This is a genomic window from Pseudomonas sp. DTU_2021_1001937_2_SI_NGA_ILE_001, assembly GCF_032463525.1.
GTDB lineage: Bacteria > Pseudomonadota > Gammaproteobacteria > Pseudomonadales > Pseudomonadaceae > Aquipseudomonas.
In genome coordinates this window covers 1,116,430-1,139,369 of the sequence record NZ_CP135971.1, presented here as the reverse complement: position 1 = coordinate 1,139,369, position 22,940 = coordinate 1,116,430, and the positions used below count along the sequence as shown (strand labels likewise).

General features: G+C 66.5%; 9 protein-coding genes. 6 read left to right on the top strand and 3 right to left on the bottom strand.

The window, feature by feature from the left end:
• The first annotated feature begins 206 nt into the window (after positions 1-206).
• From gnd to RRX38_RS04370, 6 genes are all read left to right on the top strand, one after another.
• Complete coding sequence (gene gnd, locus RRX38_RS04395) at positions 207-1,205, top strand: phosphogluconate dehydrogenase (NAD(+)-dependent, decarboxylating) (RefSeq protein ID WP_315962634.1); 999 nt, start codon at positions 207-209, stop codon at positions 1,203-1,205.
• Positions 1,205-2,731: a glucose-6-phosphate dehydrogenase gene (zwf, locus tag RRX38_RS04390; protein ID WP_295474693.1), complete on the top strand. Its 1,527-nt coding sequence runs from the start codon at positions 1,205-1,207 to the stop codon at positions 2,729-2,731. The genes gnd and zwf overlap by 1 nt, the downstream gene beginning before the upstream one ends.
• Positions 2,724-3,542, top strand: a complete 819-nt coding sequence (locus tag RRX38_RS04385) for an HAD family hydrolase (RefSeq protein WP_315961698.1) — start codon at positions 2,724-2,726, stop codon at positions 3,540-3,542. The genes zwf and RRX38_RS04385 overlap by 8 nt, the downstream gene beginning before the upstream one ends.
• A gap of 35 nt (positions 3,543-3,577) precedes the next feature.
• Positions 3,578-5,413: a glycoside hydrolase family 15 protein gene (locus tag RRX38_RS04380; protein ID WP_315961697.1), complete on the top strand. Its 1,836-nt coding sequence runs from the start codon at positions 3,578-3,580 to the stop codon at positions 5,411-5,413.
• Between the two features lie 161 nt (positions 5,414-5,574).
• Entirely contained in the window at positions 5,575-5,910 is a 336-nt protein-coding gene (locus RRX38_RS04375) for a hypothetical protein (RefSeq protein WP_315961696.1), read from the top strand.
• Between the two features lie 349 nt (positions 5,911-6,259).
• On the top strand, positions 6,260-7,189 hold the full coding sequence (locus RRX38_RS04370; RefSeq protein WP_315959592.1) for an IS110 family transposase: 930 nt from the start codon (positions 6,260-6,262) through the stop codon (positions 7,187-7,189).
• A 74-nt stretch (positions 7,190-7,263) separates the two neighbouring features.
• Here the strand turns inward: RRX38_RS04370 and RRX38_RS04365 are convergent, their stop codons facing one another.
• From RRX38_RS04365 to RRX38_RS04355, 3 genes are read right to left on the bottom strand one after another with little or no spacing between them, the layout of a single operon-like run.
• Positions 7,264-8,922, bottom strand: a complete 1,659-nt coding sequence (locus RRX38_RS04365) for a cyclic peptide export ABC transporter (RefSeq protein ID WP_315961695.1) — start codon at positions 8,920-8,922, stop codon at positions 7,264-7,266.
• Entirely contained in the window at positions 8,923-12,720 is a 3,798-nt protein-coding gene (locus tag RRX38_RS04360; protein WP_315961694.1) for an amino acid adenylation domain-containing protein, read from the bottom strand.
• Complete coding sequence (locus RRX38_RS04355) at positions 12,717-22,925, bottom strand: non-ribosomal peptide synthetase (RefSeq protein WP_315961693.1); 10,209 nt, start codon at positions 22,923-22,925, stop codon at positions 12,717-12,719. The genes RRX38_RS04360 and RRX38_RS04355 overlap by 4 nt, the downstream gene beginning before the upstream one ends.
• Positions 22,926-22,940 lie beyond the last annotated feature (15 nt).

Here is a 22,940-nt window from a genome sequence, read left to right as displayed (position 1 = left end):
ATCGGCTCCGATTCTGATTTCTTTTGCCCGACAATGGAACTTTTTTATTTTTCATGGTCAGGTGACTTTTTCTTCATTTTCCGCCAACGCCCCTGAAATCGGGCGCGATGACGGATTTCCACCCGCCGGGAACCCTGGCGCGGCGCTGTAACACTAAGTTGCATGCCTTGAAGCTTCGTATAACGTGAAGCATTCCTACTTTTGAAATTTCGTACCAGGAGCAGCACTTCATGCAACTCGGGATCGTTGGATTGGGCCGCATGGGCGGCAATATCGCCAGACGCTTGATGAAGGCCGGCCACAGCACCGTGGTCTATGACCGCGACGAATCCTCGCGCAATACCCTGGCCGCCGAAGGTGCCACGGCCGCAGCCGACCTGGCCGGCCTGGTGGCCGCGCTCCAGGCGCCGCGTGCGGTGTGGGTCATGCTGCCCGCCGGAGAGCCTACCGAGCAGACCATCGAGGCCCTGAGCCAACTGCTGGAGCCGAACGATGTGATCATCGACGGCGGCAACACCTTCTATAAGGACGACATCCGCCGTGCGCAGGAGCTGATGCTCAAGGATTTGCACTATGTCGATGTCGGCACCTCCGGTGGCGTGTGGGGCCTGGAGCGCGGCTACTGCATGATGATCGGCGGCGAAGCGGCCATCGTCGAACGCCTCGACCCGCTGTTCGCCACCCTGGCACCGGGCATCGGCGACATTCCCCGCACCCGCGACCGCAACTCCGCTGACCCCCGTGCCGAGCAGGGCTACATTCATGCCGGCCCGGCCGGTTCTGGTCATTACGTGAAGATGATCCACAACGGCATCGAGTACGGGATGATGCAGGCCTTCGCCGAGGGCTTCGACATTCTCAAGCAGAAGAATTCCGAGCACCTGCCCCCGGAGCAGCGCTTCGATTTGAACGTCGCCGATATCGCCGAAGTCTGGCGGCGCGGCAGCGTGGTGTCGTCGTGGTTGCTGGACCTGACCGCCGACGCCCTGGCCAGTGACCCGAACCTGGATGCCTACTCTGGCTCCGTCGCCGACAGCGGCGAAGGGCGCTGGACCATCGAGGCGGCCATCGAGCAGGCGGTTCCGGCGCCGGTACTGTCCAGTGCATTGTTCGCGCGCTTCCGTTCGCGACAGCAGGCCACCTATGCCGACAAGGTGCTGTCGGCGATGCGCTTCGGTTTCGGTGGGCACAAGGAGGTCAAGTAATGGGTCTGTCGCCGAGCTCCGAATCCGAGAAGTCTCCGCAGGTCGCTCCACCGACCACCCTGTTTCTGTTCGGCGCTCATGGCGACCTGGTCAAGCGCTTGCTGATGCCAGCGCTGTACAACCTGACCCGCGACGGCCTGGTGGACGACAACCTGCATATCGTCGGCGTCGACCATAACGCCGCCACCGACCAGGAATACACCGCCAAGCTGGAGGCCTTCATCCGCGAGGAGGGGGCGAAGAAGAACGCCGAAGGGGGCGAGGTGCTCGACCCCCGGCTGTGGGGGCGCCTGGCCAAGCGCATCAGCTACATCCAGGGCGATTTCCTCGACGATGCGACCTATCAGGCCATTGGCGAGCGCATCGAGCAGACCGCGACCGGCAATGCGGCGTTCTACCTGGCCACCGCGCCGCGCTTCTTCGCGGAAGTCGCGCAACGCCTGGGCAAGGCCGGGCTGTTGCAGGAAGACGACGGGGTGTTTCGCCGCGTCGTGGTGGAGAAGCCGTTCGGTTCGGACCTGCCCAGCGCCGTGGCCCTCAACGAGTGCCTGCTCAAGGTCATGAGCGAGCGACAGATCTATCGCATCGACCATTACCTGGGCAAGGAGACCGTCCAGAACATTCTGGTCAGCCGCTTCTCCAACGGCCTGTTCGAGTCGTTCTGGAACAACCACTACATCGATCACGTGCAGATCACTGCGGCGGAAACCGTGGGGGTCGGTACCCGTGCCGGTTTCTACGAGAACACCGGCGCCCTGCGGGACATGGTGCCCAATCACCTGTTCCAGCTGCTGGCCATGGTGGCCATGGAGCCGCCAGCGGCCTTTGGGGCTGATGCGGTGCGTGGCGAGAAAGCCAAGGTGGTCGGTGCCATCCGACCCTGGAGCGAGATGGAAGCGCTGGCCAACTCGGTACGCGGCCAGTACACCGAGAACAAGAGCGCCGGGCTGGCCGGCTACCGCCAGGAAGAGCGTATCGAGCCAGACAGCAACACCGAGACCTACGTGGCGCTGAAGGTGATGATCGACAACTGGCGCTGGGTGGGTGTGCCGTTCTACCTGCGCACCGGCAAGCGCCTGAGCACGCGCAGCACGGAAATCGCCATCTGCTTCAAGCCTGCGCCCTATGCGCAGTTCCGCGACACCGAAGTGGACCGCCTGCGGCCCAACTTCCTGCGCATCCAGATCCAGCCCAACGAGGGCATGTGGTTCGACCTGTTCGCCAAGCGTCCCGGCCCAACCCTGGACATGGAAGACATCGCTCTGGGCTTCGCCTACAAGGACTTCTTCGAAATGCACCCGTCCACCGGGTACGAAACCCTGATCTATGACTGCCTGACCGGCGACCAGACGCTGTTCCAGCGCGCCGACAACATCGAGAACGGCTGGCGCGCCGTGCAGCCGTTCCTGGACGCCTGGACCAAGCACCCGGAAGTGCAGCCGTACATCGCTGGCGGCAGTGGCCCGGAAGCGGCCGACGAGCTGCTGCGCAACGATGGCCGGGAATGGCGGCAGATCGATGGGTGAGTCTTTCCAGCGCCCCATCCGCCTGCTGTTGTCCGACCTCGACGGCACGTTATTGCAACCTGACCATCAGCTCAGCCCGGCGACCATCGACGCGGTAAGGCGCCTGCGCGAGGCCGGGGTGGCGTTCAGTGTCGCCAGCAGCCGTCCCCCCAGGGCCATGCGCCATGTCGTGGAGACCCTGGGCATCGACCTGCCGTACGCGGGATTCAACGGCGGCAGCCTGGTCAATCCCGACGGCAGCCTGCTGCAGGCGCACCCCATCGACCCGCAGGCGGCGCGCCTGTGCCTGGACGAATTCGCCGCGCGAAACCTCGACGTCTGGGTGTTCGCCGATGACCAGTGGCTGCTGCTCGATGAGCAGGGCGAGTACGTCGAGCATGAACGCAGCGCACTGGGTTACGGTCCATTGCCGGTAGACAGCTTCGAACCGTACCTGTCGCGCATCGACAAGATCGTGGCCTCCAGTGCGGATTTCGACTTGCTCAAGCGCCTCGAGGGTGACTTGTCGGCGCGTCTGCAGGGGCGTGCCCTGGCGGCGCGTTCCCAGGATTATTACCTCGACATTACTGCCGTGCAGGCCAACAAGGGCGCCGCGCTGCAGACGCTGGCCGAACACCTGGGCATCGGGCTGCAGCAGACTGCGGCCATCGGTGACGGGCACAACGACCTGGCGATGTTCCAGGTGGCCGGGCTGTCCATCGCCATGGGGCAGGCGCGTGAAGACGTGCGCGCCCGGGCCGACCAGGTCACCGGCAGCAATGTGGAGGAGGGTGTGGTGCAGGCGATAGAGCGTTATCTGTTGCCGCGTTGAAATCTGAAGTGGGTTCGCTAGAGGGATAATCTGCCATGGCCGTACTGATTGAAGACTATGCCCTGCTAGGCAACTGCAAGACCGCCGCACTGGTATCACGTGACGGTTCGCTGGACTGGTTGTGCTTTCCGCGTTTCGACTCGCCGGCCTGCTTCGCCGCGCTGCTGGGTGACAGCGACAACGGCTGCTGGAAGATCGCCCCCAGTGCCGAGGTGCTGCGTGTCGAGCGACGCTATCAGGACGGCACGCTGACCCTGGAAACCGAATTTCATACGCCCACCGGGCGCGCCATGCTGGTGGACTTCATGCCCATGGACACCCAGGGCGATGTGGTGCGCCGGGTGGTAGGGCTGGAAGGCCAGGTGGAATTCCTCATGGACCTGGCGATTCGCTTCGACTACGGCAGCACCGTACCTTGGGTGGAACGCCGCGAGCCGCATACCCTCACTGCCGTGGCCGGACCGGAGATGCTGGTGCTGCGCAGCCCGGTCGACCTGCACCCCCGGGATCACCACACCGGCAGCCGCTTCGTTGTCGCCGCCGGTGAAACCAAGACCTTCTGCCTGGGCTGGCAGCCCTCCAACGAAAGCCTGCGTCCGGCGCTGGACGTCGACGAGGCCTATGAGCACACCACCCGCTTCTGGCGTGACTTCTCCGGGCATTGCCCGCCAGTCGGCGAGTGGAGCGAGCAGGTCAAGCGCTCGCTGATCACCCTCAAGGCCATGACCTACGCACCCACCGGCGGCATCGTGGCGGCGGTCACCACCTCGCTACCCGAAGAATTGGGCGGCGAGCGCAACTGGGACTATCGCTACTGCTGGCTGCGTGACGCGACCATGACCCTGCTGGCGTTCATCAACCTGGGTTATCTGGAGGAAGCCACCGCCTGGCACGACTGGCTGTTGCGTTCGATTGCCGGTAACCCCGAGCAGATCCAGATCATGTACGGCCTGGGTGGCGAGCGGCGCTTGCAGGAGTACGAACTGCCATGGTTGTCCGGCTATGAGAACTCCCAGCCCGTACGGGTCGGCAATGGTGCGGCAACGCAAGTGCAGCTCGACGTGTTCGGCGAAGTGGCCGATGCCATGACCCACGCCATGCGCAGCGGCATGCCCCCGCATCCACGAGGTATCGGCATGACCCGCCTGGTGATGCCGTATCTGGAAAAGGTCTGGCGCCAGCCCGATGCCGGTATCTGGGAGATCCGCTGCGAACCCCGGCATTTCACCCACTCCAAGGTCATGGCCTGGGTGGCCTTCGACCGCAATGCCCGACAACTGAGCCAGAACGCCAGCAGTGATCGGGACCGTCGCCTGGCGGCACGCTGCCGCCAGGTGGCCGAAGAAATCCATGCAGATGTCTGCCGCAACGGCTTCGATCATGAACTCAACAGCTTCGTACAGTTCTACGGTGCCAAGGAAGTCGACGCCAGCCTGTTGCAGATTGCCCTGACCGGATTCCTGCCGGCCGATGATCCGCGAGTGATCGGCACCGTGGCGCTGATCGAACGCCAGCTGATGCAGGACGGCCTGCTGCTGCGCTACGACGCCGAACGCAGCGCCGATGGGGTCAAGGGCGGCGAGGGGACCTTCCTGGTCTGTTCGTTCTGGCTGGCCGACGTCTACGTGCTGCTTGGTCGTCTGGACGAAGCCCGGGCACTGTTCGAGCGGCTGTGCGGGCTGTGCAACGATGTCGGGCTGCTGGCCGAGCAATACGACGTCAAGGACAAGCGCATGCTCGGCAACTTCCCCCAGGCGTTCAGCCATATCGGCATCATCAATACCGCGCTGAACCTGCACAACGCGTCGAGCGACTGCCCGGTGCGCAGCCGCAGCTGTGCCGAAAGGGCCGAAGAGGTCTCGTCGGCCTGACCGCCTCTCGACCTTAAAGCGCGGCTTCAGCCGCGCAAAAGCCTTCTGAAGCCCCTACAGCCTGTTCGCTCATCGGCATCGAACGGTGTGTACGGGGCCAGTAAACACGTGAGGCGCCTGCGGCAAGGTCGTGCGCAGGCCTTCGTAGCCGGAGTGATGACATGCTTGCACGAGACCAGTACCACTCCCTTGCCGAACTCATCGACGCTGTCAAAGCGTCCGGGACACAGGACGATAACTTCTGTGTTTACGGCGAGGACCGTGACGCGCTGGAGATCAGCGCTCGCTATTTTATTGCCGGATATCCCGAGGTCATCGACGATAAGGAAATCTATCCGCCATCCGTTCGGCGCGAGTCGCTCAGTTATCTGTATTCCGGCGAGTCATTCGTGGATGTGGTGATGCTGGCACAGAAGCAGAAGCCTGATGCCACGTATGCCGACTACGTGAAGGCGCTGAACCATTATCAGGACAACGACGACTTCCTGGATCTTTAGATTCGGCGCATGCACCGCGCATCCTCCCTTACGCCAATACTGGTCAGTTAGGCCGCGTAGGAGCGGCTTCAGCCGCGAAAGCGCCGGGAAATTCGCTGCATCTGTTGTGAACATGCGGTCGCTTCGCGGCTAAAGCCGCTTGTGTCTTTCGACAGGGTAAAGTCAGAGGTGAGAGGGGTGGATGGCAACTGTTAAGCCGCGGTGCCCTGGAGCACGTGTAGGAGCCCAACTGCCATCCACTCTTTTCACTCTGACTCCAAGCTCGAACAGTTGACTGAGTCCGACCTCGAACAACAAGCGTGAGCCCGTTCAGAGTGACCTCTCGCCCTTAAGCCTAGAGGTTTTTCTTATGACCGCCTACGCCGGAATCGATGTCGCCAAAGATACCCTGCAGATTGCGCTGTATCCCCAGAGCAATAGCTTCTGCACCACCAACACCTCTGAAGGAATCCACCAGCTTATCCAATGGTTGAGTGATAACCGGGTCGAGCAGGTACTGGTTGAGGCCACAGGCGGCTATGAAAGGTTATCGGTCAAACTCCTGGCCAAGGCCAGATTCAAGGTCATGCGTATCAATCCGCTGCGTGCTCGCCAGTTCGCTCTGGCCATGGGCAAGCAAGCCAAAACCGACTCGATCGATGCGCAGATGCTGGCCATGTTCGCCCATGCCTTGCGAAAGAAAGAGTTTGTGGTGGCCGATGAAGCGCGCGATAAGTTGACCGAACTGGTGAACCAGCGTGACGCCTTCGTTCAGCAGCGTGATGACAACCGTCGCCGTATTCAACAAGCGCAAGAACCTGAAGTGCAGCAGGCCTATCGGGAGCTCAATGCCAAAATCCAAGAGATGATCAAGGCAGCAGACCGACGCATTGCTGCACAGACTCGACAGGTCGATGGGGCCTTGGTGGACCGCCTGCAAGCGATCAAAGGCATCGGCGCGGTGTCGATCTCCAGCCTGTTTTGCTATCTGCCCGAGCTGGGGGATCTGAGTCGTGGACAGGTGGCGGCCTTGGCAGGAGTGGCGCCTTACAACAACGACAGTGGGACTAAGCGCGGTAACCGGCACATTTACGGCGGACGCGCGAAGCTACGCCGTGCGATGTACATGAGTACCTTGGTGATGGTCCGTTACAACGAGGACTTCAAGAACCGATACGCTCAACTTCGCGCCCGAGGTAAGTGCGCGAAGGTGGCGCTGACGGCGTGCATGCGAGTCCTGCTGGTGAGGTTAAACGCCATGGTGCGAGATGGTGCACCATGGCGAGAGGGTGCAATTTGACCGTTGGTCGATCTTCGGTGAAAGACAGTTGGCTCCTACTGAGACACATGACGGCTAACTGACCTGTATTGCCCTTACAGCAATGAAGCGGCTTCGGCAGGGGCCTTGGCCGGCGTGCTGGGGCGGGCGCCGATTTCGCTGAGGGCGCCGTTTTCGATGCGGATCAGACGATCCGCCAGGCCAAAATACGCGTCGTCGTGGGAAATCACGATCACCAGCTTGCCGCGCTCGCGCAGGTCCGAAAGGATGCGGTGGTAGAAGAAGTGCTTGAACACCGGGTCCTGGTCCGCCGCCCACTCATCGAACAGGTAGCAGGGCCGGTCGTCGAGCCAGGCGCCGAGCAGGGCCAGGCGTTTGCGCTGGCCGGTGGACAGCGCCAGGGTGGTCAGCTGGCCATTCTCGATCTGCACCTTGTGGTCCAGCTGCAGGTGTTCCAGGTATTCCCGGGCCTGCTGCATGCGCTGCGGGTCGTCCCCCTGCAGCAGGTTCTCGAACAGGCAGAAGTCGGTGAAGATCGCCGAGAAGTGCTGGCGGTAGTGGTGGTTGTCAGTCACCGATGACACCTGCTGGTCGAGTACGATATCGCCGCTTTCCGGGCGATAAAGGCCGGTCAGCAGCATGGCCAGGGTGGTCTTGCCGCTGCCGTTGCCGCCGGTGATGAACACCGTTTCTCCGGCATGCAGGGTCAGGTCGACCGGGCCGAGGGTGAAGTGCCCGTCTTCGCGCTCGCGGTAGTAGGTGTGCGCCACCTGGCGGCACACCAGGCTGCGCACCTGGGTCGGCGGGATCGTCTCGAGGTTCTCCTTGGCCCCCTGCATTTCACCTTCCAGGGCGCGGATCTTGTGCAGCGCGACGCTGGCGCGGCCCAAGGTGGGCAGCGCATGCATCAGCTCCGACAGCGGGGTGATCATGTACAGAATCGCCAGGATGTAGCCGGTCACCAGGCTGGCGCTCAGTTCGATGAACTGCGGCGCGACGAACAGCACCACGCCGATCAGCAGGTAGAACACCACGTTGCCCCAGTTCATCACCAGCGCGTAGATGCTCATGCCACGCACGAAGTCCTGGCGATACTGGCGGCTTACCGGCAGCAGCAGGCGCTCGAAAAAGTGCTGGCGGCGCGGGTGGTTGAGCTGCAGCTCCTTGCTGCCGTCGGTGAGCAGGCGGTATTGATCGAACAGCTGGTCCTTCAGCTCGCGGGCCCGGGTGATCGACCCCAGTGCCCAGCGCTGCGGCCAGTTGAAGCTCAGGCAGCCCAGCACGATCAGCGCCAGGGTCAGGCCCAGCAGGGGCAGGCTCAACCAGCCCAGGTAGCCCAGGCAGGCGATGATGATCCCGGCATTGACCAGCAGGATCGGCACCAGCTCCACGGCCTGGCTGATGGTCTGCGTGTCGTCGGTGAGCATCGCCAGCAGGCGGTGCTTGCCCAGGCGCTGCAACTGCGCGTAGGGGGTGTCGATCAGCTTGGCGCTCAGGTGCAGGCGCATGTCATGCACCGCCCCCTGGCCCAGGCGCAGCAGGCTGACGTCGGAGATGACCCGCGACACCGCGACCAACAGCACCAGCGCGGCGAAGTACCAGCCGGTCGAGGGCTGCAACTGGTCGAACACTTCCAGGCTGTGGTTGATGTTGGCAATCAGGCCCGCTGCCGCCAGGCCGCAGACCAGCCCGGTCACGGTCGCGATCAGCAGTGCGCGCCATGAACGCCGGGCCATGAGTATCAGAAGATCCATTCAAACCGCTCCGTGTTGGCGTGAAGCCTCGAGCAGCTCGCCCAGCTGCTGATGCAGGGCGGGCTGTTCGAGGATGGTCAGGTGTTGTGCCTGGAGCACCGCACGGGTCAGTCGCCCTTGGCTCAGGCGCTCCCACTGCGGGTCGACGAAGTCGCTGTCGGCCAGCGTGGCGCTGGCCCACCAGACATGAACGTCACAGCTTAACCGGGGAGGCTGGAAGGTCGCCAACAGATGCTGCGTGTGCTGCTGGTAACGCAGACGCACTTGCAGGTGTTCCCAGCTGTCGTCCTGCAGTTGCAGGCCCTGCTGGCGAGCCCATTGCACCAGTGCGGCCAGGCGCTCGCTCGCCGGCAGGGCTTCGAGCTGCGCGACCAGCGCCGCGCGCAGCTCGGTTGGCAATTGCTGCAGGCGCACCTGGCTGTCGGCGCTCAAGGCAGGCGATGCTTCGGCGAGCAGGGCGTCGACGCTGTCTGGCGAAGTCTGATGCTGGTACTGCGAATCGACGATGCCAAGAAATGCCACGCGCTCCCCCTGGCGCTCCAGCAGCGCAGCCGCCGCAATCGCCAGCAGCCCGCCCAGCGAGAAGCCCAGCAGGTGATACGGGCCGTGCGGTTGCTGGCCACGCAGTTGCTCGACGTAACCCGCTGCCAGGCTGTCGATGTCGCCCGTCAGCGTGCTGCTGTCCTCGCCCAGGTAGGCGGCCTGCAAACCCCAGAGGTTCCAGGTCGGCAGCGGCGCACGCAGGGCGCGGTAGTCCTGCACATGCCCGGTGGACGGGTGGAAGCAGAACAGGTTCAGGGCTGCCGGGTCGTGCACCGCCAGGCGCACCAGCGGTGAAAGCTGCAGCTCGGCCTGCACCAGGGCGGCGAAGGCGGCGACGCTGGGCGCGCTGAACACCGCGTTGACCGTCACCGGCGCCGCCAGCACGGTCTGCAGGCGGCTGGCCAGGGTCACGGCGGCGAGGGAATGGCCGCCCAGTTCGAAGAAGTCATCGTCGATACCGACCCGTTCCAGGCCCAGCACCTGCGCCCAGACCTCGGCCAGCAGCGCTTCCAGCGGCGTACGCGGCTGCGCGCTGCCGACGCTGTCGAGAACCTTGTCGGCCCACTGCTGCAGGGTCTTGCGGTCGAGCTTGCCGTTGCTCATCAACGGCAGGGCTTCGACGATGCGCAGCGTCGGCAGCATGTAGTCCGGTAGGCGGTCCTGGGCCTGGCCGTGCAATTGCGCAACGCTGGGCGAATGCTCCGGCGCCAGGGTCAGGAAGGCGAACAACTGCTGGCCCAGCTCACCTTTGGCCAGGCACTCCACCGCCGCCTGGGCCACGCCGGGCAGGCTGGCCAGCTGCGCCTGGATCTCGTCCAGTTCGACGCGAAAGCCTCGGATCTTCACCTGGCGGTCGGCGCGCCCGGTGATTTCCACGCTGCCATCGACGTTATAGAGCGCCCGGTCGCCCGTGCGGTACAGGCGTTCGCCCTCGCGCTCGACGAAGCGTCCCTGGTCCTGCTGCGCATCCAGGTAGCCGCGCGCCAGCTGCGGGCCGGCGATGTAGAGTTCGGCGTCGATGCCTGGCGCCACCTGCTGCCCTTGTGCATCGAGCAGGTACAGGCGCATGCCGTCCAGGCGCTCGCTGAGCGGCAGGCGCCGGTAATCGACGGCCGGGTCGAGGCGCTGCATGGCCACGCCAATGGTGGTCTCGGTGGGGCCGTAGTGGTTGAACACCACCAGGTCCGGCGCCAGTGCGTGCAAGGCCTTGAGCAGGCGCGGTGGGCTGGGTTCACCGCCAAGAATCAGCTGCCGGCGCGGCAGCACGGCGGCGCTGTGGTGGTGCTGCAACCAGGCTTCGAGCAGCGAGGGCACGATCTTCAGGTGGTCGGCGGGGTAGTCGGCCTGCCACTGCGCCCAGGCCTGGGCGTTCATCGCGGTGTCCTTGTCCAGCACATGCAATTCACCGCCGCTGAGCAGCGCCGGGAACAGCAGGGTGTAGCCCAGATCGGCAGCCAGGGCGGTGACCACGGCGCTGCGCTGGCCCGGCTGCAGGTCCAGGCGCCGGGTGATGCTGGCGATGTAACTGGCCAGCTGGCCGTGCTCGACGACCACGCCCTTGGGGGTGCCGGTGCTGCCAGAGGTGAACAGCACGTAGGCGGCATCCTGCGCCTGCACCTCGACGTCCAGCGCTGCTGGCGAATAGCCGTGCCAGGCCTCGGTGTCGCCCAGGTCGAGGCTGCCGGCACTGGCCAGCGCCGGGGCGGGGCCGGCTGCGCCGCTGATGACCCAGGCCGGTTGCGCCTGTTGCAGGATGGCCAAGGCACGTTGCGCCGGCTGCTGGACATCCAGCGGCACGAACGCCGCGCCGCACTTGTGCACGGCAAGCATGGCCATGACCATACTCGCGGAGCGCTCCAGGTACAGCGCCACGCGATCCTCGCGACCCACGCCTTGGGCGCGCAGGTAGTGCGCCAGCCGGTTGCTGCGTGCGTCCAGTTCGGCATAGCTGAGCGCCTGCTGCGGGTCGCGCAGCGCCAGCTGGTCGGGATACAGCGCGGCGCAGCGGCTGAAGCCCGCCGGTACGCTGACGAAGGCGGCGGGTGTCGCCGGGCGGTGCAATTCGGCCAGGGACGCGGCGAAACTCGGTGAATGCAGCGACAGTTCGGCCAAGGGTTTGTCGGCTTCGCTCAGGGCATCGGCCAGCAGCGCCTGCAATTGTTCGAGCAGCACCCGTGCGGCCCGCTCGCTGTAGCGGCTCGGCGCATGTTGCAGGCTCAGGCGATAGTCGCCCTCGGTGGGTTCGACGCGCAGCAGCAATTCGATGCCTGGCACGGGCGCGTGCAATTCCAGCACCCGGAAGCTCGAGGCCTGGCTGCCCAGGAGGGGGTAACGCGGCGCCACCGGTTGGCTCCACTGAAAGCCGTAGCGAGCCTGCTCGGCGGCATGACCGTACTCCTGCCATTCGCCGGCCTGCTCGCAACGCGCTTGCAGGTCTGCCAGGACCTCGGCGAAGCGGCCTTCGCCAGTGGCTGCGAAGCGCAACGGCAGGGGCTTGGCGAACAGGCCCCAGCAGTCGGTCAGTTCCTCGTAGTCGTCACGGCAGTCATGCACCCAGTTGAGCGTCAGGGCAGGCATGTCGGTGCTGCTCAGGCGTTGCAGCAGCACCCCCCAGGCGCTCATCAGCACCTGCTCGGGGTTGGCCGCATGGCGTTGGCAATAGCGGTCCAGCGCCGTGCTCAAGGCCTGGCCGGCCAGGCATTCGGTGGTCTGCGGTACATCGCTCTGGTCGTGCCGCACCTGGCGATAGAGCAGCTCGCTGCCGGCCTGTTCGGCCACGGCCTGACCCGCCCAGAAGCGGCGGCCCAGTTCGGCGTCTTCGTCGGCCTGCAGTTCCTGCAGCCAGGCGCTGTACTGGGTGTACGTCATGGCCTCGTCATCGACCGGCGGCAGCGCGTGCGCCGCCAGGGCCGCGGCCAGGCGCAGCAGGGTGCCGCGATCGGCGGCCAGGGCCGGCAGTTGCAGGCTCAGGCGCTGGCGGCCATCGCTCAGCGCCTCGACCTCGATGCCGATAGCCTCTGCGGCATGCTCGGCGACCCCCTGCAAGGGCACTTGCAGGCCCGGCTGCGGGCGCACCTGCAAACGCAAGGCTTCATGGCTGTCGCACAACGCGGCCAGGCGCGCCTGCAACGCCGCCAATGGCAGTTCGCCGGTCACCTCCAGGTGCAGGCGGGGGGCCGGCAGGCCGCCCAGCCACTGGCGACGTTGCTGCGGCGACAGGGCGAAGGCTTCATCGCGGGATTCGAATGCGTTCATGCCTGCTCCTCGGTGTGCTGTGGCGCGGGCTGACAGGCCTCCAACTGCTGGCGATTCATCATCTGGCCCATGGCAACGCAGATCTTGCGTTCGCCCTCGAACGGGTCGCGGGCGTGCGCCACCAGCATGTTGTCGAGCATCACCATGTCGCCTTTGTGCCATTTGAAGCGTACCGCGCAGGCCTCGTAGGCCTCACCGATCACCGCCATCACCTCGTCTTCGATCACGCTGCCATCGCCGTAGTAGACATTGCGTGGCAGGTTGCCGAGGCCGAACAGGTTGATCAGGTTGCTGCGCACCTCCGGTTCCAGGCACGCCGGGTGGTGCAGTTGCACCTGGTTGAAGAACGCCAGCTCGCCGGTGTCCGGATGGGCGACGATGGCCGGGCAGTGCTGGGCGATGCGCAGGTTGTCGTCTCCCAGCCATTGCCACTGCATGCCGCTGTCACGGCACTGGCGCTCGACCTCGCTGCGGTCCTCGGTCTTGAAGAAGTCCTGCCAGCGTACGTCCAGCTTGTCGGTGAAGTGCCGCACGTACAGCAGGCCCTGGGCCTTGAGACGGTCGACGATGGTCTCGGGCAGGCGCGTCAGTACCTGGCGGCAGTCGACGATCGGCGTGCAGCCGCCGACCGGCGACGGGATCTCGCAGAAGAACCATTGCTTGCGCGGCCACTGCGGCAGGTGCGAGCTCTCGTTGTGGAACAGGATCATGTGCTGTTCCGGGTACGGCGTGGAGTGGTAGATGTTCTTGCCCGAGGTGTTCTTCGGCAGGTCGCCGTAGGTGCCGTACAGGTCCGGCTCGATGGCTTGGGCAAAGCGTTCGAAGGCGCTGGCGTCGGGCAGGTCGAAACCACGGAACAGCAGGCCACCGTGGGTGCGCAGCTGCTCGTTGATCCACGGCCGGGCCTGCTGCGCCCAGTGTGCCGGGTCGAGGTCGCCCAGCAGCGGTTCGATCACCAGGGGCAATGCCTGGCCTTCGACCAGTGCGCGGGTGCGCACCTGTTCATGGGCCAGTTGGCTGACGGCGCTGGCGCGAGTCTGCTTGAGCTTGCTCATCTTCGACAGCTTGCGTGCGCTGCGCGCCGCGGCGTCGTCGGCTGGCGCTGCAGCCGGGTGGGCGGCGGCCGGGTCGTGGCCATCCTGCAGGCGCCACTGCCAGTCTTCCAGGGCGTTTTCGGGTGCGGTCATGATGCGCTCCAAGAGGGTGTCGAAGCCTTGTTCCAGGCGCTGAACGGTGGCGGCGCCGAGCACGCTGGTGCGGTACACCCAGCGCACGCTCAGGCCTTGGTCGTCGTCTTCTTCGACGAACACCGCGAGGTCGAATTTGCTGCTCTGCTGGCCCGCCTGCAGGTAGTCCTGTACCTCCAGGCCCGGCAGGTGGGCCTGGTCGCCGGGGGTGTTCTGCATCACGAACAGCACCTGCACCAGCGGGTTGACGCCTGGCTGACGTGGCGGTTGCAGGGTCTCGACCAGCTTGTCGAACGGCACCTGCTGATGCTGGAAGGCTGCCAGGCAGTCGTCACGCAGGCGTTGCAGGCGGGTGTCGAAGCGCTCGCCAGCGTCCAGTCGGGCGCGGATCGGCAGTACGTTGACGAAGAAGCCGATGAGGTTTTCCAATGCCGGATGTTCGCGGTTGGCCAGGTCGGTGCCGACGATGAAGTCCTGCGCGCCGGTGGCCCGCTGCATCAGGCTGTTGAAGGCGTTGAGCAGGACCATGAACAGCGTGGCCTTGTGCGCCTGGGCGTAGGCCTTCAGGGCCTGGGTCTGCGCCGCGCTGAAGCGCTGCTGCAGGGCGGCACCCTGGTAGTCCGGGCGCGCCGGGCGCGGGTAGTCCAGCGGCAGCGGGATCAGCGTCGGTGCACCGGCCAGCTGGTGGCGCCAGTAGTCGATGGCCTGGGCCAGCAAACGCTGCTGCGCCGGGCTGCGCTGCCAGTGGGCGTAGTCGGCGTACTGGATCGGCAGCGGAGCGAGGTCCGGCGTGTGGCCCTGGCTGAAGGCCAGGTAAGCGGTAATCAGCTCACGCATCAGGATGCCCATCGACCAGGCATCGGTGGCGATGTGGTGCAGCACCAGTTGCAGTACGTGGTCGTCAGCGCCCAGGCGCAGCAGGCTGGCACGCAGCATCGGGGCCTGTTGCAGGTCGAACGGCCGGGCGGCCTGTTCGTCGATCAGACGCTGCAATGCCTGCTGCTGCGCCTCGCCTACCAGCTGGCTGAGGTCGGTGGGCGTCAGGTCCAGGGCCGGTACGGGCGCGATGACCTGGCAGGGCTGCTCGCCAACCAGCTGGAAGGCAGTACGCAGCGCTTCATGGCGCTCCAGCACGCTGTGCAAGGCCGCTTGCAGCGCCGCGACGTTCAGCGCGCCGCGCAGGCGTACCACCGAGCCCATGTTGTAGGCCGCGCTCGGGCCTTCCAGGCGGTCGAGGAACCACAGTCGTTGCTGGGCGAAGGACAGCGGCAACTGCTGGTCACGCGGCACCGGCACCATCTCGCTGCCTGGCTCGACGGCGCCCTGTGCCTCGCGCTGGCGCTCCACGGCCTGGGCCAGTTGCTCCAGGGTGCCGCCTTCGAACAGCGTGCGCAGCGGCAGGTCCACCGCCAGGTGGCGGCGAATACGTGACAGCATCTGGGTCGCCAGCAACGAGTGCCCGCCAATGGCGAAGAAGTCGTCGTGCACGCTCACGCTGTCCAGGCCGAGCAGCTGCTGCCACAGTTCGGCCAGCACTTTCTCGGTGTCACTGCGCGGCGCCGCCGGCAGATCCTGCGGCTGCTGGTCCTGCGGCAGGTCGAGGGCCGCCAGGGCACGGCGGTCGACCTTGCCGTTGGCGTTCAGCGGCAGCTGTGCCAGGTTCACCCAGCGCGCCGGCAGCATGTAGGCCGCCAGTTGCTCGCCCAGGTAGGTGCTGAGCACCGCCTGCGCCGCGTCGGCGTCCAGCGCGGCGTCATCCTCCAGCACGTACCAGGCCACCAGTTGCAAGGCACCCCGTGCGTCGGGCCGCGCCAGCACTGCGGCGCTGCTGACCGCCGGGTGTTGCATCAGGCGGTTTTCGATCTCGCCCAGCTCGATGCGATGGCCACGGATCTTCACCTGCTGGTCACGCCGGCCCAGGTATTCGAACACGCCGTCGGCGCGCAAGCGGCCGATGTCGCCACTGCGATACAGGCGTGCTCCAGGCTCGAAGGGGTGTTCGACGAAGGCTTCACGGGTGCGCTGCGGGTCGCGCAGGTAGCCCCGGCCCACGCCGACGCCGCCGATGCACAGCTCGCCCGGCACGCCCACCGGCAGCAGGCGCAGCTCGGCATCGAGCACGAACAGCTGGTTGTTGGCGGTCGGCAGGCCGATCGGCATGTGCAGGCAGTCGGCGTCCGCGGCTTGGGTAATGGCGTGGAAGGCCACGTCGTCCGAGCATTCGGCCGGGCCGTAGGCGTTCATCATCGGTACGTGGGGGAAGCGCGTCAGCCAGTCGCGGGCCAGTGCCGGTGGCAGCGCTTCGCCGGTGGGCAGCAGCCAGCGCAGGCTGGCCAGGCGGTGGTCGGCCGAGCTTTCCTGGAGCATGCCGCGAATCAACGCCGGTACGGTTTCCAGCAGCGTCAGGCCATGCGCCTCGACCGCGTCAAGCAGTGCCAGCGGATCGTGGGCCTGGGCGTCGGGCAGGATGTGCACGGTGGCGCCGAACAGCGGCGCGGCGAGGAACTGCCAGACGCTGATATCGAAGGCCGGCGAGGCGGTCTGGGCGATGCGGTCGTGCTCGCCCAGGCCCAGCGCCGGGACCTTGCCGAACATGTTGTTGAGCATGCCGCGCTGCTCGACCATCACGCCCTTGGGCTGGCCGGTGGAACCCGAGGTGAAGATCACGTAGGCCAGCTGGTCCGGGTCATGGTTGTAGCTGACCGCCGGCTGCGCGGCGCCTTGCCACAGCGGCTGGGCGACCAGGCAGGTGGGCTGGCGTTGCAGGTTCGGCAGGACCTGGTCGAGTACGGCGCTGGCCTGGTCGCAGACCAGCAGCAGCGGTGCTTCGCCGAGGGCCAGCAGTTCGGCCAGCCTTGCGGGCGGTTGCTGGATGTCCAGGGCCTGGAATGCGGCGCCGGCCTTGAGGGTGCCGATCATCAGGGTCAGCAGTGCCAGGCCGCGCTCGGCGAACAGCGCCACCAGGGTTTCCGGCCCGGCGCCGGCGGTTTGCAGGGCATGCGCCACGGCGTTGCTGCGGCGGTCCAGTTCGGCGTAGCTCAGCGACTCGCCCTGGCATACGGCGGCCACCTGCTGCCCGCGCCGGCTCACCTGTTCGGCGAACAGCGCCGCATAGCCACGCTGCAGCGGGAAGTCGACATCGCTGCGGTTGTAGTCCACCAGCAATTGCTGGCGCTCGGTCGGTGCCAGCAGCCACAGGGTGTCGAGCCGCGCCTCGGGCTGTTCGAGCATGCCGCCGAGCAACTGCACCAGGTGCCCGAGCATGCGTTGCACGGTGTCGGCACTGAAGCGCCGGGTGTCGTAAGACAGGCGGATGCCCAGGCGATCACCGGGGTAGAGCACCACCGTCATCGGGAAGTTGGTGTGCACCCGGTCTTCGTAGATATCGATGCTGAAGTTGTCCAGCTGCACGCTGCTGATATCCAGCGGCGCGTTCTCGAACACCACCAGGCTGTCGAACAGCGCCTGGCCGCGTGGCACGTCGCTGCAACGCTGGATGTCCACCAGCGAAGCGCTTTCATGCTCGCGCAGGCGGGCGTTGTGCGACAGCAGCGCCTGCAGCCATTCGGCCACCGGTGCCTGTGGGTCGACATCCACGCGCAGGGGCAGGCTGTTGATGAAGATACCGACCATTTCCTCGACCCCGGCCAGCTCGGTGGGGCGTCCGGCCACGGTGACGCCGAACAGCACGTCGCGGTTACCGCTGTAGCGCGACAGCAGCAAGGCCCAGGCGCCCTGAATCCAGGTGTTGGGGGTCAGTTGGTAATGCTGGCAAAGCTCCTGCAGGCGGCGGGTCTGGCTGATGCTCAGGGTGCAGTCCTGGTCGCCGACTGCTTCAGCGGGCTGCTGCTCGTCGGCCAGCGGCGTGTCCACGGCCAGCGGGGTCGGTTCGCTGAAGCCCGCCAGGTCGGCCTGCCAGAAGGCCTGCGCAGCCGCCATGTCCTGGCGTTCCAGCCAGCTCATGTAGCCACGGAACGAGCGCAGGCGCGGGCGTGCGACCGGCTCGTGGCGCACCATGGCCTGGTAGATGGCCAGCAGGTCTTCCATCAGCAGGCCGAAGCACCAGGCATCGGTGAGGATGTGGTGGAAGCTGCGCACCACGGCGAAGCGGCGCTCGTCGAGCTGGAAGATGCGCAGGTGGGTCAGCGGCGCACGGGCCATGTCGAAGCCCTGCTGGTGTTGCGCTTCGAGGGCCTGGTCCATGGCCAGGCGCTGGGCGTCGGCATCCAGGTGGCGCAGGTCCTGCCAGTCGAACGCCGGGTCGGCCTGGCGCAGTACGCATTGCAGCGGCGCGTGGTCGTCCTGCCACCAGAACGCGGTGCGCATCATCGGGTGACGTTCGAGGAACAGCTGCCAGGCCGCTTGCATGGCCGGGCGTTGCAGGTCGCCGTCCCAGCTGTAGCGCTGCTGCATCAGGTAGATGCCGCTGTGCGGTTGCAGCAGGGTGTGCAGCAGCATGCCCTGTTGCATGGACGACAGCGGATAGAGGTCTTCGATGTTCTCCCAGTCCAGTGGCTCGGCAGCCAGGGTCGCGGCTTGCTGATGGCACAGCGGGAACGCCGCACTGTGCGGACGCAGCTCGGGCTGGGCGAGCAGCGCGGCCAGTTCGTTCAGGCGCTGCAGCAGCTGTGGCAGCCAGTCGGCAGCCAGCGCACCGGTGGCGTGCAGGTGCAGGCAATCATCCTGCCAGCAGGCATCGAGCACCAGGGCGCTGCCCGGTGCAGGCGACTGGCTGGCAGCGGTGAGCCGGCCCATGACGGCGCGCGGTTCGCGATGGCTGTCGCGGTCGCCTTGCCAACGGATGCTGATCGGCGGGGTCGGCAGGTCGCGCAGCGGCTCTTGCAGGTAGCTGTTGTCCGACAGGTAGCGCAGCACGCCGTAGTCGCTGCCCAACTGTGGGTAGGCACGCAGCTGCGCAGCGGTGGCTTGCAGGCGTTGCAGCAGGTTGTCGCCCTGCACCTGCAGGTAGAAGGGTACGGGCTGTTCCAGCGCGCCGATGATGCGTTGCGGCTCCAGGTCGGCGGTGCTGATCGGCGCGTTCACCGCCAGGCGCTCGGCTTGCGGACGTCCTGCCTGCAAGGCCAGGGCGATCAACCCGTTGCCAGCCAGGGTGCGCCATTGCTCGGCCACGGCGGCGGCCAGCAGGGCGTTCCAGTCCAGTTGCAGCATCTCCAGCAGGCGCTTGAGGGCGCGGGAGGTCTCGGCTGATACGCGGTGCTCGGCCACGCCGATCGCGGGCTGTTCCTGGGGCGGGGGCAGGGCCAGCAGGTCCATGCCGACGAACTGCAGCCAGTGTTCCCAGGCCTCGTCCAGGCCATCGCCTTGGGCGTAGGCCTGCTGGTGCTGGGTCCAGCGGCTGAAGTCACCGCCGTTGTAGGCCAGGCGCAGTGGCCGCTGGTGCAACTGCTGCGCCAGTGCCAGGTTGAGGTCGTCGAGCAGCAGTGGCCAGGAGGCTTCGTCCAGGCACAGCGGGTGGGCGGCGAGCAGCAGGTACGGCTGGCCGCTGTGCGTCAGCAGGCTGGCATGCAGGGTCTGCCCGGCGTCCAGCGCCAGGCCCTCGACAGCCTGTTCGGCCAGGGCTTGCAGCGGCGCCTGGCCGAGTTCGGCGAGATCCCGAACGTCCACCTGCGGGGCCAGGGCCTGCGCCAGCACACGCTGGTGCCAGTGGCCTTCGGGGGGGCGTTGCAGCGCCAGACGCAGGGCCTGATGGTGCTGTTGTACGGCGCCGAGCGCCTGAGCCAGCACGGCGTTGTCGAGGTTCCGGGTCAGTGCTACGCAGCGCCAGGTGGCTTGCAGCGCGCCGCTGTCCAGGCGCGCGCACTGGCCGGCGCCCAGCGGCAACTCCAGGCCTTGGCTGGCAGCGTCGGCCACCGCACCGCTGGCATCGGCGCCCAGTACCCGGGCGATGTCGGCGATGGTGCGGTTCTCGAACAGCTGGCGCGGGGTGAGTTTGAGCCCTTGCTGGTTGGCACGGGCGATGATTTGCAGGTTGAGGATCGAGTCGCCGCCCAAGGCGAAGAAGTTGTCATGCACGCCCACTCGGTCGCGCTTGAGCACGTCCTGCCAGATATCCGCCAGCAGCGCTTCCACCTCGTTGCGTGGCGCCACGTGGCTGGCGCTGTCGTCGACCGGCTGCGCCGGCAGCGGCAGGCGGCTTGCATCGACCTTGCCGTTGCGGTTCAGCGGCAGTTCGTCGAGGCTGATGAAGTGTGCCGGCACCATGTAGTCCGGCACGCGCATGGCCAGGTCGTCGCGCAGTTTGGCTGGCGACAGGCTCTGGCTGGCCACCAGCCAGGCCACCAGGCGCAGGCTGCCGTCCAGTTCCACGGCGCGCACCAGCACCTGTTCGATGCTCGGCGACAGGCGCCTGATCTGCGCCTCCACTTCGCCCAGTTCCAGGCGGTTGCCGCGAATCTTCACCTGGCTGTCGACGCGGCCGAGGAACGCCAGTTGGCCATCTTCCAGCCAGCGCACGCGGTCACCGGTGCGGTACCAGCGCTGCTGCTGGGCATCGACGCTGAAGCGCTCGTCGGTGAGGTCCGGGCGATGCAGGTAACCCCGTGCCAGCGCACCGCCGATCAGCAGCTCGCCGCTGACCCCGGTGGCCACGGCCTGGCCATGGGCATCGACCACGCGCAGCTGGCGGTTGGGCAGCGGACGGCCCAGAGGAATGCTGCGCAGGCCGGCCGGCAGTTCGGTGGCAATCGCCCCGACCGTGGCTTCGCTGGGCCCGTAATGGTTGAACACGCGCAGGTGTGGCGCCAGGCTGCGGACCTTGTCGAGCAGCTCGGGGCTCAGCGCATCGCCGCCGAACACCAGCCGCGAGCGTGGCAGCAGGCGGGCATCCGGCAGGGCCTGCAGCAGGCCGCCGAGATGGCTCGGGGTGATCTTCAGCACGTCCACCGGCTGCTGCTCGAACAGCTCGGCCAGGGCCAGGGGGCTGAAGGCGCTGTCGTCATCCACCAGCAACAGGCTGGCGCCGCTGCACAGGGCACCGAACAGCTGGGTATGGCCGAGGTCGGCGGCGACGCTGGACAGCAGGGCATAGCGGGCCGCTGCGGGCGCATCGAGCAGGGCCTGAACGGCGCCCAGGTAGTCGACGATGGCGCGGTGTTCGACCACCACGCCCTTCGGTGTGCCAGTGGAGCCCGAGGTATAGATCACGTAGGCCGCCGCGTCGGCAGGGTGCTGTACATCAGGGGCGTGGGCCGGTTGCGCGGCAATGTGCGCGGCGGCTTCGTTCAGCCACAGCGCCGGGGTGTGCTCGGCCAGGCGCGTCAGTGCTGGCGACGCGGTGGCACCGATCAGCAGCGCGGCGCGGCTGTCGGCCAGGACATCGGCCAGGCGCCCGACCGGTTGCTTGAGGTCCAGCGGCAGGTACGCCGCACCGGCCTTGAGGGTGGCCAGCAGGGCGATGACGAAGTCGGCATTGCGTTCCAGGCCCAGGGCCACCAGGCTGCCAGCGCCGATACCCTGGCTGTGCAGGTGCTGGCTGAGCTGGTTGGCGCGGCGCTCGAGTTCGGCATAGCTCAGGGCGCCCTGGCGGTCGCGCAGTGCCTCTCGCTCGGGGTGGGTCAGCGCCTGCTGCTCGAAGCGCTGGTGCAGGCCCAGTGTCGGCACCGGCAGCTGCGCACCGCGGCCATGGGCCTGCAGTTGCGCCTGTTCCTCTGGGCTGACCCACGCCAGTTCGGCCACCCGGCCGTGCGGCTGGGCGGCCATGGCCAGCAGCAGGGCGCGCAGTTGCGCCGAGAGCACGGCGATTTCCGCGTCGCTGAAGCGGCGGCGCTCATAGCTGAACAGGTAGTTCAGACGCTCGCCGGGGACCACGATCAACGCCAGCGGGAAATGGTTGCGGCCCTGGGTGTGGGTAATGCCATCGACCGTCCGCGCCGGCTGCGGGGCGATGAAGCTCAACCCGTCGGCGTCCTGGTTGAGGGCGTCGGTGACCGGGAAGTTCTCGAACACCAGAATCGAGTCGAACAGCGCCCGCTCGGCGGCGATGCCGCTCATGGCCTTGAGCTTGCCCACCGGCAGGTAGGCGTGCTGGCGCAGGTCGCTGTTGGCCTGTTGCAGGGCGTGCAGCCAATCCACCAGCGCCGGGCTGTCGGCCCATTGCACGCGCAGCGGCAGGGTATTGATGAACAGGCCGACACTGCTCTCGACCCCCGGCAGACTTTCCGGGCGACCGGCCACAGTGACGCCGTAGACTACGTCGTCACGCCCGGCGTGCTGGCCCAGCAGCAAGGCCCAGGCGCCCTGGATCAGGGTGTTGAGGGTCAGGCCGTGCTGGCGGGCGAAGCGCGTCAGCTGTTCGGTCTCGTCGGCTTGCAGCAGGGTTTCGCGCTCGGCGAAGGGGGCACCGGTGGGCGGTGCCAGGCGCACGGCGAAGTCTGGCAGCGGCGTGGGTTCGTTCAGGTCGTGCAGGCGCTCGCGCCAGAAGGCCTCGGTGGCGGCCATGTCCTGTTCGGCCAGCCAGGCGATGTAGTCGCGATACGGGCGGGTGGCTGGCAACCGGGCGGGGCGGCCCAGGGCGCTTTCGTAGTACAGGGCCAACCATTCCTGGATGGCGATGCCGACGCTCCAGCCGTCCATGAGAATGTGGTGGAAGGTCCAGGTCAGGTGCCAGCGCTGCTCGGCCAGGCGCACCAGGGCCACGCGCATCAGCGGCGCGTCGTTGAGTTCCAGCGGCAGGGCGCGCTGCTCCAGCGCCAGGGCTTCGAGGGCGGCCTGCTGGTCATCGCGGGCGCGCCAGTCGAGCAGGCTCAGCGGCAGCTCGATGCCCTGCTGCACCACCTGGTAGGCGTCGTCCAGGTCTTCCCAGAGAAACGCGCTGCGCAGTACTGCGTGGCGCTGCATCAGCGCCTGCCAGGCGCTGCGAAATGCGGTGGTGTCCAGCGGGCCCTGGATCTCCAGGCTCAGTTGCTGGTAGTACACCCGCGAATCCGCCTCGACGACGCTGTGGAACAGCAGGCCATGCTGCGTCGGCGAGAGGGAATAGATGTCTTCGATGTTGTTCATGCTTAAACGATCCGT

Coding starts and splice junctions, on each gene's coding strand:
- RRX38_RS04370 (WP_315959592.1), top strand. CDS start 6,260: ATGACCGCCTACGCCGGAATCGATGTCGCCAAAGATACCCTGCAGATT.
- RRX38_RS04355 (WP_315961693.1), bottom strand. CDS start 22,925: ATGAACAACATCGAAGACATCTATTCCCTCTCGCCGACGCAGCATGGC.
- zwf (WP_295474693.1), top strand. CDS start 1,205: ATGGGTCTGTCGCCGAGCTCCGAATCCGAGAAGTCTCCGCAGGTCGCT.
- RRX38_RS04365 (WP_315961695.1), bottom strand. CDS start 8,922: ATGGATCTTCTGATACTCATGGCCCGGCGTTCATGGCGCGCACTGCTG.
- RRX38_RS04380 (WP_315961697.1), top strand. CDS start 3,578: ATGGCCGTACTGATTGAAGACTATGCCCTGCTAGGCAACTGCAAGACC.
- RRX38_RS04375 (WP_315961696.1), top strand. CDS start 5,575: ATGCTTGCACGAGACCAGTACCACTCCCTTGCCGAACTCATCGACGCT.
- RRX38_RS04360 (WP_315961694.1), bottom strand. CDS start 12,720: ATGAACGCATTCGAATCCCGCGATGAAGCCTTCGCCCTGTCGCCGCAG.
- RRX38_RS04385 (WP_315961698.1), top strand. CDS start 2,724: ATGGGTGAGTCTTTCCAGCGCCCCATCCGCCTGCTGTTGTCCGACCTC.